The 16,202-nt window shown below is 70.9% G+C and carries 19 protein-coding genes; 6 read left to right on the top strand and 13 right to left on the bottom strand.

Translation table 11 applies throughout. The features are described from left to right. Window positions 1–5: 5 nt before the first annotated feature. The 6 genes from AB1673_03085 to AB1673_03060 all read right to left on the bottom strand — a co-directional run bounded on the left by AB1673_03085 (window position 6) and on the right by AB1673_03060 (window position 7,998). A complete protein-coding gene (locus AB1673_03085) occupies window positions 6–1,436 on the bottom strand; it encodes a hypothetical protein (protein ID MEW6152962.1) in 1,431 nt (476 codons plus the stop codon). A 32-nt stretch (window positions 1,437–1,468) separates the two neighbouring features. Continuing rightward, window positions 1,469–2,260, bottom strand: coding sequence for a 4-hydroxy-tetrahydrodipicolinate reductase (gene dapB, locus AB1673_03080; GenBank protein MEW6152961.1), 792 nt, complete (start codon window positions 2,258–2,260; stop codon window positions 1,469–1,471). 49 nt (window positions 2,261–2,309) lie between these two features. After that, window positions 2,310–3,581, bottom strand: a complete 1,272-nt coding sequence (locus AB1673_03075) for a pitrilysin family protein (protein MEW6152960.1) — start codon at window positions 3,579–3,581, stop codon at window positions 2,310–2,312. Window positions 3,582–3,591: 10 nt separating this feature from the next. Then, window positions 3,592–6,063 (bottom strand): polyribonucleotide nucleotidyltransferase, encoded by a 2,472-nt coding sequence (locus AB1673_03070; protein ID MEW6152959.1) that lies wholly within the window; start codon window positions 6,061–6,063, stop codon window positions 3,592–3,594. A 204-nt stretch (window positions 6,064–6,267) separates the two neighbouring features. After that, entirely contained in the window at window positions 6,268–6,525 is a 258-nt protein-coding gene (gene rpsO, locus AB1673_03065; protein MEW6152958.1) for a 30S ribosomal protein S15, read from the bottom strand. A gap of 87 nt (window positions 6,526–6,612) precedes the next feature. After that, window positions 6,613–7,998: a hypothetical protein gene (locus AB1673_03060; GenBank protein MEW6152957.1), complete on the bottom strand. Its 1,386-nt coding sequence runs from the start codon at window positions 7,996–7,998 to the stop codon at window positions 6,613–6,615. Between the two features lie 80 nt (window positions 7,999–8,078). Here AB1673_03060 and AB1673_03055 point away from each other — a divergent pair, with 80 nt between their 5' ends. From AB1673_03055 to AB1673_03040, 4 genes are all read left to right on the top strand, one after another. Continuing rightward, window positions 8,079–8,249: a hypothetical protein gene (locus AB1673_03055; protein MEW6152956.1), complete on the top strand. Its 171-nt coding sequence runs from the start codon at window positions 8,079–8,081 to the stop codon at window positions 8,247–8,249. A gap of 175 nt (window positions 8,250–8,424) precedes the next feature. Further along, a complete protein-coding gene (locus AB1673_03050) occupies window positions 8,425–8,682 on the top strand; it encodes a hypothetical protein (protein MEW6152955.1) in 258 nt (85 codons plus the stop codon). After that, a complete protein-coding gene (locus AB1673_03045) occupies window positions 8,672–9,001 on the top strand; it encodes a type II toxin-antitoxin system PemK/MazF family toxin (GenBank protein ID MEW6152954.1) in 330 nt (109 codons plus the stop codon). The genes AB1673_03050 and AB1673_03045 overlap by 11 nt, the downstream gene beginning before the upstream one ends. Window positions 9,002–9,013: 12 nt before the next feature. Next, window positions 9,014–9,451: a PIN domain-containing protein gene (locus AB1673_03040; GenBank protein ID MEW6152953.1), complete on the top strand. Its 438-nt coding sequence runs from the start codon at window positions 9,014–9,016 to the stop codon at window positions 9,449–9,451. 48 nt (window positions 9,452–9,499) lie between these two features. Here AB1673_03040 and AB1673_03035 read toward each other — a convergent pair whose 3' ends face one another. The 4 genes from AB1673_03035 to AB1673_03020 form a co-directional block, all read right to left on the bottom strand. Further along, the gene (locus AB1673_03035) at window positions 9,500–10,573 is read right to left on the bottom strand and encodes an iron-siderophore ABC transporter substrate-binding protein (GenBank protein ID MEW6152952.1); all 1,074 of its coding nucleotides are present in this window, start codon (window positions 10,571–10,573) and stop codon (window positions 9,500–9,502) included. A gap of 104 nt (window positions 10,574–10,677) precedes the next feature. Further along, window positions 10,678–11,661, bottom strand: coding sequence for an ABC transporter substrate-binding protein (locus AB1673_03030; GenBank protein ID MEW6152951.1), 984 nt, complete (start codon window positions 11,659–11,661; stop codon window positions 10,678–10,680). A gap of 146 nt (window positions 11,662–11,807) precedes the next feature. After that, window positions 11,808–12,209 carry a type II toxin-antitoxin system VapC family toxin gene (locus AB1673_03025; GenBank protein ID MEW6152950.1) on the bottom strand — a complete coding sequence of 134 codons (402 nt, stop codon included), beginning with the start codon at window positions 12,207–12,209 and terminating at the stop codon, window positions 11,808–11,810. Beyond that, window positions 12,206–12,463, bottom strand: a complete 258-nt coding sequence (locus tag AB1673_03020; GenBank protein MEW6152949.1) for a type II toxin-antitoxin system prevent-host-death family antitoxin — start codon at window positions 12,461–12,463, stop codon at window positions 12,206–12,208. Before AB1673_03020 ends, AB1673_03025 begins: the two co-directional genes overlap by 4 nt. Window positions 12,464–12,613: 150 nt before the next feature. Between AB1673_03020 and AB1673_03015 the strand changes: the two genes are divergently transcribed. Together AB1673_03015 and AB1673_03010 are read left to right on the top strand one after the other, a co-directional pair. Further along, the gene (locus tag AB1673_03015) at window positions 12,614–12,886 is read left to right on the top strand and encodes a ribbon-helix-helix protein, CopG family (GenBank protein MEW6152948.1); all 273 of its coding nucleotides are present in this window, start codon (window positions 12,614–12,616) and stop codon (window positions 12,884–12,886) included. Next, complete coding sequence (locus AB1673_03010; GenBank protein MEW6152947.1) at window positions 12,883–13,290, top strand: PIN domain-containing protein; 408 nt, start codon at window positions 12,883–12,885, stop codon at window positions 13,288–13,290. Before AB1673_03015 ends, AB1673_03010 begins: the two co-directional genes overlap by 4 nt. 47 nt (window positions 13,291–13,337) lie before the next feature. Here AB1673_03010 and AB1673_03005 read toward each other — a convergent pair whose 3' ends face one another. From AB1673_03005 to AB1673_02995, 3 genes are all read right to left on the bottom strand, one after another. After that, window positions 13,338–14,252 (bottom strand): ABC transporter ATP-binding protein, encoded by a 915-nt coding sequence (locus tag AB1673_03005; protein ID MEW6152946.1) that lies wholly within the window; start codon window positions 14,250–14,252, stop codon window positions 13,338–13,340. A 135-nt stretch (window positions 14,253–14,387) separates the two neighbouring features. Beyond that, entirely contained in the window at window positions 14,388–15,236 is an 849-nt protein-coding gene (locus tag AB1673_03000) for a (2Fe-2S)-binding protein (GenBank protein ID MEW6152945.1), read from the bottom strand. Then, window positions 15,233–16,201: an ABC transporter substrate-binding protein gene (locus tag AB1673_02995; protein MEW6152944.1), complete on the bottom strand. Its 969-nt coding sequence runs from the start codon at window positions 16,199–16,201 to the stop codon at window positions 15,233–15,235. Before AB1673_02995 ends, AB1673_03000 begins: the two co-directional genes overlap by 4 nt. Window position 16,202 lies beyond the last annotated feature (1 nt).

The following is a 16,202-nucleotide window of genomic DNA, read 5'->3' as shown; positions in this document are numbered from 1 at the left end:
CCGGGTCAGGCCCCCCGCCGCAGGTACTTGGTGATGCAGTGCACCACACCCTGGCGACGGGCGAACGGGTTGAAGTCGCCCAGCAGCACGACCTCGAAGCCCAGCCCGGCCCACAGGTCGGCCATGGCGGCATCGAGGGGGGCCAGGTCGTCGTCGGGCGGGTGGCCGAACGTCGGCAGGTAGACCCGGCGCCGGTCGGTGCCCGCCTCGACCAGGCAGTTGTTCCAGGTGACGTGGTGCCAGGCCCGCACGCGCACGGCCGAGCCGTCGACGGCCCCGGCCGCCGCCAGTTCGGCCAGCGGTTCGAGCAACACCTGGTTGCCGGGCCGGGCGGCCATGGCCTTCAGTTCGGCCAGGGTGAACGTGGCACCCAGCTCGGGCCGGTGGACGAGCGGGTTGCGCACGACCTCCATCCCCAGCCCCTCGAGGCCGGAGGCGACCGCGTCGTAGACGTCGTCGAGGGCGAACGGTGACTGCGTCCCGAGCGCCCGGTCGGCGGCCGCCGGGCTGCCGACGAGCACCCGGAACCGCCCGCCGGGGCCCGGGGCCGGGCCGGCCAGGGTGAGGAACATGTCGATGTGGAAGATCGGTTGGTAGGTACCGGCTCCGTCGGCCGCGATGTCGAGGAAGTAATCGTCGCCCTGGCGGGTGCCGTAGAGCTCGCGCAGGGCGATGGGCCGATCGGTGCCCACCACGACCAGCTCCCGGCCGGCGTCGAGGTAGTCGGCGTACAGGCTCGTCACGAAGTCCCCGGGCGCGGTCGAGGGCGGAGCGAGCACCGGGGGGCGCTCCCCGTCCACCAGGGCCAGGCTGTCGGCAAAGTAGTCCTTGCCCAACAGCCAGAACCGGTCCCCGACCAGGCAGTTGCCGCCCTGGAAGATCAGCGGAGCCTGGCCGGCGCGTACCCCGGTGTGGTCCTGCACGGCCTCGGCGATGAGCGCGTCGCCCCCGCGGGGGAACTCCCACGGCTCCATCAGGCAGAGCGAGCCGTCCACCCCGTCGAGAACGGAGGCGTAGGCGTCCTCGGCCCAGTCGGTGAAGTTGACGTAGTCGGCCAGCGGCACGTAGATCACGTTCTCTGCCGGGTGGCCGGCCTCGGCGAACCACCCCTCGACGGAGGCCCGCTGGGCCCGGTGGTGGACGACCACGAACTCGGTGCCCGTCGGCATCGACGTGATCACCGACCGGTAGGCGGCGGCCAGGGCAGGGTCGGCCACGCCCCAAGACGGGAAGGCCATCAGCAGGCCGTCGATGGTCCCCTGCCAGGAGGACACCAGCGTCGGCGCCCGCAGACGGGGACGGGCGTCGGGTGGGCGCAGCCGGGCCGCCAGCCGGGCCCGGAGCTCGGCCTCGGGACTGGGATAGGTATCCCGGTCGGTGCGGCGGTGGAGGGGTGCCGCCGGTACGAGCTGGCGGTAGAGGCTGGCCGTGACCATGTTCCCCCTTGCTCGCCGGCCGGGGCCGGCCGTCAGATGTCGATGAGGGCGTCCAGGCCGATCGTAAGCCCTGGCCGGTCGGCGACCGACTTCACGGCCAGCAGCACCCCGGGCATGAACGAGCTGCGGTCGTAGGAGTCGTGGCGGATCGACAGGCTCTGGCCCATGGTCCCGAACAGCACCTCCTGGTGGGCCACCAGGCCCCGCAGGCGTACGGCGTGCACCCGTATACCCCCGGCCGCCTGGCCTCCCCGCGACCCCTCGACCACCTCGTTGACGGTCGGGTCGGGAGCCCACTCCGACGACGCGGCCGCCACCCGCTCGGCCGTGAGCATGGCCGTGCCCGAGGGGGCGTCGGCCTTCTGGTCATGGTGGAGCTCGATGATCTCGGCCGTCTCGAAGTAGCGGGCGGCTAGCTCGGCGAAGCGCATCATCAGCACTGCCCCGATGGCGAAGTTGGGGGCCACGAAGCAGTTCGAGGACGTGAACCGCGCCCGCAGGTCGTCGTAGTCGTCGGCCAGGAACCCCGTCGTCCCCACCACCGCGTGCACGCCGTGGGCCGCGCACCAGGCCAGGTTCTCGCGGGCGGCCGAGATGTGGGTGAAGTCGACGGCCACCTGGGCCCCGGCCAGATCGAGGGCCTCGGCGTCGGACGAGATGCGTACCCCGGGCACGTCGGCTCCAGTGATGCGCCGCAGGTCGAGGCCCTCGTGCAAGGGGTCGATGGCTGCCACCAGCTGCAGCTTGGGGTCGTCGGCCACCGTGCGGCACACGAGAGAGCCCATCCTGCCCCCGGCGCCGAACACGCCAACGCGGATTGTCATGGTGGCGCGAGGATATTTCCTGGCCGCGGCCTACGCGAGAAGCCGAGGATCAGCCGGCCAGGAGGGGGGAGGAGGCGAGCTCGTCCTCGTCGAAGGGGCCGACCACGGCCAGGGCCCGGGGGCCGCCGATCACGTTCTCGATGACCCGGCGCACGTCGGCCGGGGTGACGGCCTCGGTGCGCTCGACCATCTCCTCCATGGTCATGACATCGCCGTGGACGAGCCGGGCTCGGCCGATGCGGCTCATGCGGCTGGAGGACTCTTCGAGCGAGAGCACGACCGAGCCCTTCACATGGCCCCGGGCCACCTCCAGCTCGCGCTCGGATATGTCCTCTTGGAGGAGCCGGTCGAGCTGCTCGTTCACCAGTTCGAGAACAGTCTTGGCCCGAGCTGGGGACGTGCCCGCGTAGATGGCCAGCAGGCCCGTCTCCAGGTAGGCGCCCCGGTAGGAGTACACCGAGTAGGCCAGGCCCCGCTTCTCCCGCACCTCCTGGAAGAGGCGGCTCGACATGCCCCCGCCCAGCACCTGGTTGAGCACGGCCAGGGCGTAACGGTCGTCGTCGTCACGAGCACCGGCCCGCATACCCACGACCAAGTGGGCCTGCTCGGTCGCCCGCCGGTCGACGGTGACGGGCACGGGGGGGCCCGGGACCGTCGCGGTACGGGCCGGGCCCGCGCCTTCGGGGCCGGCGAAGCGCTTGTCGACGGCGGCCACCAGGTCGTCGTGGTCTACGTTGCCGGCGGCTGCGACCACGATGGAAGCCGGCCGGTAGTGGGCGGCCCAGTAACCCCGGATCTGGTCGCGGGCCATGGCCGTGATGGTGTCGCGTTCACCCAGCACCTCCCGGCCCAGCGGGTGGCCGGGGTAGAGGGCGGCCTGGCACAGCTCGTGCACGAGGTCGGACGGCTCGTCCTCGTGCATGTTGATCTCTTCGAGGATGACCTGGCGCTCGGCGTCGATCTCCTCGGGGCGGAACGACGGCGACCAGATGATGTCCGACAGGATGTCGAGGGCCAGGGTCAGGTCTTCGTCGAGCAGCCTCACGTAGAACGCCGTGTACTCCTTGGTGGTGAAGGCGTTCATCTCCCCGCCCACGGCCTCGACGGCCTGGGCGATCTCGTGGGCACTGCGCGTCTCGGTTCCCTTGAACAGGAGGTGCTCGAGGAAGTGGGACGCGCCGGCCACGACCGGGTCCTCGTCACGGGAGCCGGCATCGACCCAGAACCCCACCGACGCCACCTTCGAGCCGGGCATGTGCTCGGAGACGACCGTCAGACCGCTGGCCAGGACCTCCTGGCGGACCAGGTCGCTTCTCGTCACTGGCGCCGGCCTAACGCCGGCGGCCGCGACCGCGGTCACGGTCGCGGTTGCGGCGGGGGCCACCGCCCCCCTCGTCGGGACGGCCGGCGCCCGCCGGCTCGCCGGCGGGGCCGAGGTCGCCGAAGGCCTGGCGGGCCTCGGCGTCGAAGGTGTCCTCGAACGACACGAACTCGCGGCCCGAGGGGCCCTCAGACGACCTCTCGGCGCCGCGGTCGCTGCGGTCGCCCCGGTCACCTCCCCGGCCACGGCCCCGGTCGCCTCGGTCGGCCCGCTCGCCTGCCCCGCCGCCCCCACCTCCGTCGCCTCCGTCGCCATCGCCATTCGCCCCGACGGGCGAGAGGGCGACCTTGCCGGTGGTGGGGTCGATGTCGTCGACCCGCACCTCGATGTCGGTGCCCAGCGAGACGACGTCCTCGACGCGGTCCACCCGCTTGCCACCACCCAGCTTGGAGATGTGGATGAGGCCGTCACGGCCCGGCAGGATGTTGACGAAGGCCCCGAACTTGGTGATGTTGACCACCTTGCCGGTGTAGACGGCGCCGATCTCGGCCGTGGGCGGGTCGAGGATCAGCTCGATGCGGCGGCGGGCCTCGGCCACGGCCGCCCCGTCCTTGGCCCCGATCGTGACCCTACCGACGCCGTCAGCGTCGTCGACGTTGATGTCGGCGCCCGTCTCCTGCTGCATGGTGTTGATGACCTTGCCCTTGGGCCCGATCACCTCGCCGATCTTGTCCAGGGGGATCTCGAAGCTGACGATCTTGGGCGCGGTGTCGCGCACGTCGGCCCGGGGCTCGGCGATGGCCGCGTTCATGACCTCGAGCACCTTCATACGGGCGTCGCGGGCCTGGTCGAGGGCGGCCGCCAGCACGTCGGCCGGCAAGCCGTCGATCTTGGTGTCGAGCTGGAGGGCGGTCACGAACTCGGCCGTACCCGCCACCTTGAAGTCCATGTCGCCGAAGGCGTCCTCGGCCCCGAGGATGTCGGTGAGGGTGATGTAGCGCCCCTCCTCGAAGATCAGGCCCATGGCGATCCCGGCCACGGCCGCCTTGGTGGGCACGCCCGCGTCCATCAGCGACAGGCTCGACCCGCACACCGAGGCCATCGAGGTCGACCCGTTGGAAGACAGGCAGTCGGAGACGAGGCGGAGCGTGTAGGGGAACGACTCCTCGTCGGGCACCACCGGCAGCAGGGCCCTTTCGGCCAGCAGGCCGTGGCCGATCTCGCGGCGCTTGGGGCCACGCATGAAACCGGTCTCGCCGGTGGCGAAGGGGGCCATGTTGTAGTGGTGCATGTAGCGCTTGGAGTCGTCGATGCCGATGGTGTCGAGCATCTGCTCCATGCGGGGCATGCCCAGCGTCGCCACCGTGAGCACCTGGGTCTCGCCCCGCTGGAAGAGGGCCGACCCGTGGGCCGTGGGGATTATCCCGATCTCGGCCGACAGCTCGCGGATGTCGGTGGGGCCGCGGCCGTCGATGCGGACGCCGTCCTCCACCACCCGCTTGCGGATCAGCTTCTTCTGCAGCGACCGTACGGCTGCCTTGATCTCCTTCTCCCGGCCCTCGAGCTCGGCGCCCAACTGCTCGATGATGGCCGTGGTGGCCGCGTCGGTGGCCTCGTTGCGCTCGGCCTTGCCGGTGATGGTGCTGGCCTGGGCGATGGGCTCGGTGCCCACGGCCACGACCCGCTCCCAGACGTCGTCGCCGTAGTCGACGGCCGCCTGGAAGGGCACGCCTGCGCCCTTGCCCTTGCGGGCCACGAGCTCGTTCTGGAGGTCGATGGACTCCTTGATCCACTGCTTGGCCGCCTCCAAGCCCTGGGCCACGACCTCCTCGGTGACCTTGGGGGCACCGTTCTCGTAGAACTTCCAGGCGTCCTCGGTGCCACCCGCCTCGACCATCATGATGGCGATCTCACCGGCGGCCGTCTGGCGCCCGGCCACCACCAGCTCGAAGGTCGACAGGTCGCCCTCCTGGTAGGTGGGGTGGGCCAGCCACTGGCCGTCGGTGGTCCAGGCCAGGCGCACGGCCCCGATCGGGCCCTCGAAGGGGATGCCCGAGATCATCAGGGCAGCCGAGGCGGCGTTGATGGCCAGCACGTCGTGGGGGTTCTCCTGGTCGGCGCCCAGGATCGTGCCCACCACGTGTACCTCGTTGCGGAAGCCGTCGGGGAACGACGGGCGCAGCGGGCGGTCGATCAACCGGCAGGTGAGGATGGCCTGGTCGGTGGCCCGCCCCTCCCGGCGGAAGAACGAGCCCGGGATCTTGCCGGCCGCGTACATGCGCTCTTCGATGTCGACCGTGAGGGGGAAGAAATCGACCCCCTCGCGGGGCGCCTTGGAGGCCGTGGCCGTGACCAGCACGACGGTGTTGCCCATCTGGGCCACCACCGAACCGTTGGCCAGCAGGGCGAGCTTGCCCGCGGAGAAGGACAGGGTCTTGTCGGTGCCGCTCACGGCACCGGAAACGGAAACGGCTTCCGCCATCTCTGGCTCCTTTTGGCCGGCCGGCTTTCTTGCCGGACGGCGATCAGGGCGGCGGTGGGAGCCAGTTCCCAGTTGTCAACCACCCGGCCGGGGCCGGGGAGCTGGCAACTGGCAGCTGACGCCTCTGCGCCGCCGGATCGTTGGGATCTGTTGTCTGGTACGCAACGAGCGGCCCCGCGGGGCCGCTCGAAGAGGGTTCGCCTGTTAGCGGCGGAGGCCGAGGCGGGCGATCAGTGCCCGGTAGCGCTCCACGTCGTTGCGCCGCACGTAGTCGAGCAGCCGGCGCCGCTGGCCCACGAGCATCAAGAGGCCACGGCGACCGTGATGGTCTTTCTTGTGGGCCTTGAGGTGCTCGGTGAGGTGGTTGATGCGCTCGGTGAGGAGCGCGACCTGGACCTCGGGGGAGCCGGTGTCGGTCTCGTGAAGGCGGTACTCGGTGATCGTGGCGTTCTTGTCGGGCATCAGTTCTTCGGGTTCTGCTCGCTCGCTCGGTCGTGCCGGGCCGCGCCGGCAGGGTCGCCAGCACGTCGGGAGAACTCTACCAGCCGGTCAGCCCGTGACCCGGAAGGTGGCCGGGATCGACACCCGCAGCGTGCCCGCCGCCGGGTTCTCCTCCCGGAAGCACACCTGCCAGTTCCCCGGCCCCCGGTTGATCGGGCCCGACGTGTTGGGGATGAACCCCGTGCTGTTGGGGAACCGGTTGGTGGGGTTGAGGGGCACGGTGTCCCACATGCAGGGCCGGTCAGGACCGCCGTCGAGCCCGCTCACCAGCTTGTAGGGCCGGTTGGTCGAGGTCCCGGTGGCGTAGGCCCGAACCGTGGTGCCCGACGGCCCGCTGGCCGTGAAGCCGCCGGTGGCGAACCACGTGAAGCCCACCACCTGGGTGGTGGCCGGCGGCGTGCAGTCCTGCACCGTCTGCCAGCCCATGGCCTCCAGCATGCACAGGGCGATGGGCCCGGGGGCGTGCACCGCCTCGGCCGTGTTCAGGAAGGGTGTGGCCAGCGAGTTGGCCGACCCCGCCGGGTAGGTGAACTCGTCGAGGTGGGCGTAGCTGCTGCCCAGTGACCACGATGGCGGGGAGTAGAGCCGGGGCCGGTCGGACAGGCCTCGGTTGGTGCGGGGGCTGTTGAAGAACAGGGCACCGCTCTGGAGGGCGTTGCGCAGGGCAGCCGACGGGTTGGGGAAGGTGGTGGTGTTGAGCAGGCTCGTCCCCTGCTGGTTCTGGGTGAACCGGTCGTAGATGTCGGGCCACGGCTGGGACCCCAGGCCCCAGTAGCCCTGGTTGGAGGCGTTGACGTCCATCGTGCCCAGGAAGCCGAGGCCGTGCAGGAACTCGTGCATGACGACGCTCATCAGGTCGAACCGGCCGGCGGGCGGGTTGCCGTCGGTGCCGAAGTACCAGTCACTGCGGACGTTGATGTCGATCTCGACGTCGGGGTCGCTGCCGCCCAGGTTGGTTCCCGCCAGGGCCTCGGCCAGGGGCTGGGCGTAGAACGTGCCCGGCACCGGGGCGTTGGTGAAGTCGCGATAGACGAACGTCGGCCCGGCCCCGCCCAGGGTGCCCGCGCCGAGGTTCGTGTAGGTGGCCCGGACGGTGATGGGTTGGCTCGAGGTGATGAGCTGGGACCAGACGGCCATGGCCGCGTTGACGGGGGCCTGAGCGGCGGTCGGGAAGCCGGGGGCGAACGTCACCTGGATGGTGGATGCCGGCGGGGGCGGGGCACCGTCGACACCACCGGCCCGGACCGGGGCGGGGACATAGGTGTTGGTATCGCCGTCGGCCGCCAGCAGCAGGACGCGGCCCCCCGGCACTGAGGTGGGCGGGCTCTGGGCCGACACAGCGCCGGTCGAGGCCAGGGCGGGCAGGGCAGCCACCACCGCCAGCACCAGCCACCTCGACGAGCGAGACCTGATCGCCCTCCGCACCCCCGTCACGGCCCTCCCCCTCAGCTCGGCACCGGCTCACGAAACCTACCAGCGCCCCCACGGCGGGCGCCCGCTCTAGCCAGGGCCGGATGGTGCTGCCCAAGCGTCTGCGCGAGCAGGTGGTCACCGGGGCCGGTGAGGTGTTGGTTCGCCCCACCGCGGATGGCCTGCTGATCACTCCCGCGGGCCAGGCGAGCCACGTCACGCTGGGAGCCGATGGCATGCCGGTCCCTGCTCCTGGGACGACCGGTCTCCAATGACGAGGTGCTGGCGGCCATCGACGAGGAACGCGCTCACCGGTGATGGGCACCTCGGCGCTGGTCGCCACCTTGGTCGCCGACCACGAGCACCACGGTCTGGCCCGGGCCCACCTGCGTCCCGACCGGCCGGTCCCGGCCATCGTCGCGGGGTCGGGCATCGCAGTATGGTTCTTTCATGGCCAAAGTCACTCAGATTGCCTTCCAGATAGACAATGAGAGCCTGGCCGCGGTGGACCGCGAGGCCGAGCGGCGCTCGGTGGCCCGGGCCGAGGTGCTGAGGCTCGCCGTCCGGCGGTTCCTGGCCGCCGAGCGGGAGGCCGATATCGACGCCCGGCTGGCGGCCGGTTACGACGCCCGGCCCGCGGGTGCCAACGAGGAGGCGCTGGCCGAGGTGAGCCTCGACGGGCTGGCAGCCGCCGACCTTGACTGGTAACCCGCCGCGCCGGGGCGAGGTGTGGCTGGCCGAGATGGACAAGCTCCGGCCCGCGGTCGTGCTGCACCGCGACTTCGCCGGCCGGTCGCTGAACGCCATCTTGGTGGTACCGCTCACCACGACCATCCGCGACATCCCCACGGCGGTGCGCCTGGGCCCCGCCGACGGGATCGACCGGGACTGCGTGGCCGCCCTCGACAACCTCACATTGCTGCGCAAGGACCGGCTACGGGCTCCGCTCGGCCAGCTGTCAGCCTCGAAGATGGCCGAGCTGTGCCAGGCCTTGGCCGTCGCCGTGGCCTGCACCCCCGACCCTTGAGGAGGGTCGCCTATGACCTCCTCGGTGCAGATGGTCGACAAGTCGGGCTGGGAGCAGGCTCGCTATGGCCGCCGGGCGCGTGACCGGCTCCATTCGTTGCGGGAGTCCGGCCGGTTGGCCGTCTGCGTCGTGAGGATGGCAGAACTGCTGTACTCGGCCCGCGACGTGGCCGAACTGTCCCGGCTGAGACTGGAGCTCGGCTCCTTTCCCTACCTTCACTGCAGTGAGCGGGCCGAGCGACAGATCGAGGAGGTCATGAGCGTCCTGGCCACGAGGGGCCAGCATCACCTCCCGATCCCCGACCTCATGCTGGCCGCCATCGCCCAGGCCGCCTCGGCCACGGTGCTGCACTACGACTCCGGCTACGAGCGGATCGCCGCCGTCACCGGCCAGCCCCACGAGTGGGTCGTTCCTCGCGGGTCCGGCCACGGTGGCGACGGCGCCGAGTAGGGGCGTCGAGCTCGATCACCCGGCCGGCCCGCCGTCCACGGTCCGCCTCTACCGCGGCCCACCGGCGGCCTTGGCGGCGGTGGCCAGGATCCTCACGTACTCGTCCAGCCCCCAGGTGAGCGACAGGGCGGTCGGGGGCGATACCGAGGCGATGAACTCCTTGCCGATGACGGGTGCCACCCTCCCCGTCCGCACCTGCTCCATGAGCTGTCCGTGAGGAGACGACAGGAAAGCCTCCGAGGCCTCCGGTGTGTCGGCGTAGCTCACGAGGATGTCGCTCGTCAGCTTCTCCAACTGCTCGTAGCTCAGTGTGTAGAAGAAGCTCGACTCCCCCGAGGCTAGGGCCGTAACGCTGGGGGCGTTGACCAGGCCGAGCCCGAGGGTGAACTCCACCCGGGCGTCGGCCGGCTTGTACACGTAGAACGTGCCGGCCGAGTCCCACACCATGGCGACCGATTTGCCCTTGAGCTCGGGGTGGGCCGACGCCTTGGCCGCGACCTGGTCGTCGATGCCTCGAAGCACCTCGGCCGCCTGCTGGTCCCGGCCCAGCGCCGATCCGACGATCTTGACCGTGTCCCGCCACGGCGTGGCCCAGGGCTTACCCGGGTACGCAACCGTCGGGGCGATGGCCGACAGGAGCTTGTAGTCCTCGCCCGTTATACCCGAATAGACGGCGAGAATGAGGTCGGGACGGGCGGCGGCGATAGCCTCGAACGGTGGTTCCTCGGCATCAGGAAGAACGATCGGCAGCGCCGCGTTTTCAGCCTTGAGCCTCTCCCGGATCCATGGGAGCACGCCCTCGTTGTCGCCCCCGTAGGCCTGGAACGGTATGGCCACCGGCACCACCCCGAGCGCAACGGCGGCGTCCGCGCTCCCCCATCCCCAGGCTACGACGCGGCGGGGTTCATGAAGGATGACCGAATCCCCGAAGGCGTGAGAGACCGTGCGGGGAAACGCGGCTGTGCGTGTGCCCGACGCCGGCTGTGTTGGCGCGCCCTCTTCGCTGGTCCCGCACGCCGGCGCGACCAACAGGACCAGCGCCACGATGGCGACGCCGGTCAGTCGAGTGGCGGTCGCCCGGCCGGGCCCGACAAGCCGCCGCGACGGCATCTCCTCGATCATGCGAACTCCCCTTTCTCGGTTGGATCGACTGACTGCCGGGCCGGGCGACGCGCGGACCTCTGGGTGCGGCCCGTACGGCCCAGCGGCCCTGTCGCTTGGTCGCCTCAGGCGGGCACGTAGAGACGCTCGAGGTCGTCGACGAGGGCGCGGGCCCACAGGTGGCCCAACCCGGGCCACAACCGGGCGTCTACGAGGTCGACCCGGCCGGCGGCCACGGCCGGGATGGCCCGGAAGAGCGGCGTGGCCGCCACCTCCTCGTAGACGGCCCGGGGGATGCTCTCGCTGCCTACGGGGATGATGAGGCGGTCGGCGTCGATCTCGGCCAGTCGCTCCAGGCTCTGGTCCCGCTCGCTCGTAGCCGGGCCTACCACCTCCAGCCCGATCCGGCGCATCAGTTCGGCGGTGTCCTCGTCCTGGCCCCGCCAACTGAACGAGCCGGACTTGTAGAACTCGATGCGCGCCACCCTCAGCCGTGGTTGGCCGGAGCGACGCTCGGCCAGGCGGTCGAGGCGGGTCTCCAGCTCGGCCACGAGGCGCTCGCCCTCGGGCCGGCGGCCGAGCACGTCGCACACGCTCAGGAACAAGGTGCCCCAGCTCTTGAGCGGGCCGTTCTCGAACCCGGGGCCGGCCGTGGCCGCGCTCTCGCCCAGTCCCACGTAAGGGGCGATCTTGACGAGCTTCTCGTAGACCGGCTCAGCCGTCACCCAGTTCCACCCGAGCATGAGGTCGGGGCGCAGGGCCAGCAGCTCCTCGGGGTCGGGTGGGATGTTCTCGGTGATCTTGACGGAAGAGCCCAGCTTGACCCACGGGCCAGCGAAGCTGGTGGTGAGCACCGGCATGACCCCCACAGCGACCATATCGATCTCGAAGGAACCGATGGCGGCCACCACCCGTCCCGGGTCGGCCGGCACCTCGACCGGGCCGTTGTGTGAGGTGACCGTGCGGGTCGCCGCCCCGTCCGGTGCGGTCACACGATCGCGGCCGCACGCGGCCAACAACCCGGCGGCAGTGAGCGCCGCCACGAACTCTCGGCGGGTCAGTTCGTCCTGCACCTCGGGAAGCGCTGGGCACAGCGACGTCGTACTCATTCGCTCTCCTTGGGCTCGTGCACGTCCTTCTCGGTGAACCCCGGCTCGCGACGCAAGGACCACCCAGCAGTTCAGGAATCTATGGTATACCTAAGAGGTCTTCTTAGGCAAGCCTTATAACCCGCCTTGGCCGCCCCGGCGAGGGCTCAGACGCCGGCCACCGCGAAGCCGAGGGCACGGGCCGCCTGCCCCTGGCGCACGTCGAAGGTCAGGAACGTCATAGCCGTTCCCAGCCGCTTGGCGGCACCGAGATGGAGCGCATCCATCGTCCGCACCCCGGTCTGCTCGGCGATGGTCGCGCTCAGCTCGCACGTAGCCGGGTCGAGCTCCACGATGGAGATCGACCCCAGGTCCGCACCGAAGTCGGCGCGGGCTGCCGTCGCGTCCGCGGGTTGAAGAAGGCGAGCAAGGTTGCGTCGCACCTCTACGACGGTGTGCCGACCGGTGACGAGCTCGGGGTCACTGGCCAAGAGCTCGACGGCCCGGTCCGAGTCGGCCTCGTCCACGTAGCGCTTCAGCAGTGCGCTCGAGTCGACGTAGAGCGTCACTCGGAGCGGTCCTCGTTCAGGACGTCGAGGGTGCTGCGGTCGGACCTTCGCCGACGGACCGCCCCCAGGCCGGTCCTCGCCGCTGGCGTGAGCCATCCCGCCTCAGCCGCGGCGTTCAGGTCGACGCGACCGACGGGCGGACCGAGGACGGCCACCGGCCGGCCTCGGTCCGTGACGGTGATGAGCTCGCCCGCGGACGCCCGCTGTATGTAAGCGGACAGCTTTGCTTTCAACTCCCGGATGGCCACGTCCATGTGGTCACGGTACTAGGCCTCGTGACCACATTGCTCGGGCCAGGTCTCCGTCGACAGGTTCGGGTACTCAGAGTGGTGGGACTGCGGGCCAGGCCGACCCGGACGATCACCGCCGCCGCACGGCTGCCGCCCACGACGAGGACGACAGGGATGATGGCATTTACGGCACAACTGTTATCATTCTCGGTCGTGGTGCGAACTCAGATCTCCCTCGAGCCCGAGCAGATGGACCGGCTGCGCGAGCTCGCACGCTCGCGAGGAACGTCTATGGCAGCCCTCGTACGACAGGGGGTGCTCGCCCTCATCGAGGACGCCTCGACGACTGATCGTCGTGCCCGAGCCCGAGCAGCTTCGGGGCGCTTTTGTTGGAGCGGCGACTCCCGAGACCACGATCGTGACCTCCTCGAGGCCTTCGGGGGATGAGCGTCTTCGTCGACACCTCGGCGTTGCTGGCCGTGCTCAACGCCGCCGACGTGGCCCATCGCCGAGCCGACGAGATGTGGGCGCAACTGCTGGCGGGTGACCGCCCACTTCGCACCCACAGCTACGTCGTGGTCGAGACCTCGGCCCTCGTGCAGCGACGCCACGGGATGGACGCGCTGCGGAGCCTCCACGACGAGATCCTGCCGGTGCTCTCGGTCCGATGCCCTGACATCGAGCTTCACCGCCGTGCGACCACCGCGCTCGTAGCCGCCGGACGCCGGGACATCTCGCTCGTCGACTGGACGTCGTTCGAGGTCATGCGCGAGGAAGGCCTGGTCGATGCCTTCGCCTTCGACGAGGACTTCGACGAACACGGCTTTCGCACCTTGCCGCGGCCTAGCTGAACGGGAACGGTCGACGGCGGGCCCGTCAGCCTCCCGGTCGGCGGTCACTACTCGGGCTCCACGGATGGGGACGGGGCCCGCCTCGAGCCGGCGCTCGCGGGCCGGTGCCCGTTGGGGGCAGGCCCGGTCTGGGAGCCGGGACGGTGGGGGTGGCCGGCGGGGACTACGAGGGGGGTGCCGGCCACCGGGTCGGCGATGATGCGCACGGCCAGGCCAAACACCCGCTCGACCATCGCCTCGGTGACGACCTCGGCGGGAGAGCCCTCGGCCGCGATGGCCCCATCGACCATGGCCACGAGGTGGTGGGCATAGCGGCACGCCTGGTTCAGGTCATGGAGCACGATGACGATGGTGCGCCCTTCGTCACGGTTCAGGCGGGCCAGCAGGTCGAGGATCTCGACCTGGTGAGCCATGTCGAGGAAGGTGGTGGGCTCGTCGAGGAGCATGATGGGCGTGCCCTGGGCCAGGGCCATGGCGATCCAGGCCCGCTGGCGTTGACCCCCGGACAGTTCGTCGACGGGCCGGTCGGCCAGCTCCACCGTGGCCGTGGCTTCCAGCGCGGCGCTGACCGCGGCCTCGTCGTCGGGGCTCCACTGCTGCAACCACCGCTGGTGGGGATTGCGGCCCCGGGCCACCAGGTCGGCCACGGTGAGGCCCTCGGGGGCGACGGGAGACTGGGGCAGTATCCCCAATCGGGTGGCCACCTCTCGGGTCGGCAGCTTCCCGATGGCGTGGCCGTCGAGGTACACCGTGCCCGACTTCGGCTTCAGGAGGCGGGCCAGGGCCCGCAGCAGGGTGGACTTGCCGCAGGCGTTGGGCCCCACGACCACGGTGACCCGCCCCGGGGGGATAGCGATCGAGAGGTCGTGCACCACGATCCGGTCGTCGTAGGCCAGCCGCACACCCTCAGCCCGCAGCCGCTCCGCAGACGCCGTGCCCCTACCCGCGCCCGGCTCCGCCATCACGGGTGCTCCCAACCACGCCAGGTGGGCTCGGCCTGCAGCTCGGTTGCGAGCGCCATCACCGGGAGGGCCGTGGACAGGCTGGCGGCCGCTCGTAGCCGCCAGAGGATGACAGAGTCATGGGACATCCGACCGCTACCTCTCCGCGTCCGGCGCGGCGAGCCAGTCGGCGAGCTTCCGGTGGCGATGGTCGGGGTCAGTGAACGGGCAGGTGGTGCAGTAGCCGTCCCCGCACGGGTCAGGGTCGGCCACGGTGAGGTAGTAGAGACAGCAGGTGCCCTTGACCTGGAACCACGCCTCGTCCCCGCCGGCGGCCGTGACGGGCAAGGGGTGGGGGCGGTTGAGGCCCACCGGTACCTGGGCGGCCAGGGCATCCAAGAGCTCGGCCGCCTCCGCCCAGGCCGCCAGGCCAGCCCGGCCGGTAGACCGAGCCACGGCCAGCGCGGTGCCGCCCACGCGGTCGGCCACCGACCCCCACAATCCACGCCTTCCGTAAGGCGTGCGGTCCCGCACCGCCTCGAGGAGGGGCCCGACCGAGGCGGTAAGGCGTTCCGCCCACCACATCCGCAGAGCCGCCGGGTCGGGTACCACCACCGTGCCGGCCTCACCCGCGGCCGGGTCGTCCGCCAGTACTGCCGCCCGCGCTTCGAGGAAGGCCAGCGCGTCGAACCAGCCTTCCTCGTGCAGGTGCAGGGCCACGTTGGAGGGCGCCGGGTCGGGACAGCGGCGATCGGTCACGAGCGCGCCCACAGTGGCGCTCACTACCGGGCCACTCACCCGCGCGCCGAGGTAGGAACCGGCCACGTCGGCCCGACCTTCGCTGGCCCGTAAGTCGGTGGCCAAATGGTCGAGCAGCCCGGTGCCGATCACCTGGTCGAGACCGACCCACCCCTTACCTTGGGGGGCACCTACCGCGAAGCCCAGGTGCCCCGCAGCCGCGCTCAGCCGCGCCCCGGTCTCGGCCAAGTACGTGGCAGTGCTCATCGCGACCGGCCACCGGCCAGGGTGTCGAAGAGATCGTCGAGCACGGCCATGGCCTCGGTGACCCCGAACCCGAACCAGTAGGTGGGGACCTCGTGGACGTTGCCGGCCTGCACGGCCCGCAGCGTCCCCCACACCGGCTGTGCCCTCAGAGCCTCGACGGCGGAGGCGGCCTTCGCCGGGTCGTCCTCGGAGGCGAAAACGTAGAGGTGGTCGGCGTCGACCTCGTTCACCCGCTCCAGTGAGAGGCGGCCCTCGGCCTGGGGGGTGCTTATGCCGGCGTCGCCCAAGATGGCGGCCGCGAACCCGGTCGTCGAGTAGTTCTGCACGGCGTCAGGCCGGGCGCGCACCACCGAGACCGTCAGGTTGGCCCGGGACGAGCCGACCTTGCGGCCCAGCTCCTCCGCCCTGGCCTGGTAGCGGACCAGGGCCTCCTCACCCCGCTCGCGCCGGCCTACGGCATCGGCGAAGTAGGAGAAATAGTCCTTCCAGCGCAGGTCGTTCTCGAAGTCGTAGGCCACGACCGGGGCTATGCGGCTGAGCGTGTCGTACTCGCCTGCGAAGAGCTTCCCGCCGAAAGCACCATGGAGGATGAGGTCGGGCCGCTGCTGGACGAGGGCCTCGACGTTGAGGCTCGTCGCCCGCAGCGGCACCGAGGCCGTGCGGTCGCCCTGGAGGGGTGACAGCCGGCCGATCACCGCCACCGGGCTCAGTCCGACGGTGATGGCCGCATCGAGGGCGATGACGTTGAGCACCGCCACCCTCATGGGGGTGGCCGGCACCTCCACCGGCCCGAAGGCGGTGCCGACCGTGCGGGTCGAGGGGCCGGCGGTCGTCGAGGGCGCCGCCCCCGGCGGGCCGTCGGCGTCTCCGCATGCGCCCAGAAGGCCGGCGGCGATCATGATCCCCACGAACTCTCGACGGCTCAGGTCGTCGTCGATGCTCGGCGGGTCAACGAGGGCGGGCATG

The organism is Actinomycetota bacterium (genome assembly GCA_040754375.1).
Classification (GTDB): Bacteria; Actinomycetota; Acidimicrobiia; order Acidimicrobiales; family AC-14; genus JBFMCT01.
Note: the sequence above shows the minus strand (reverse complement) of the source record. Positions and strands in the feature narration are given on the sequence as shown.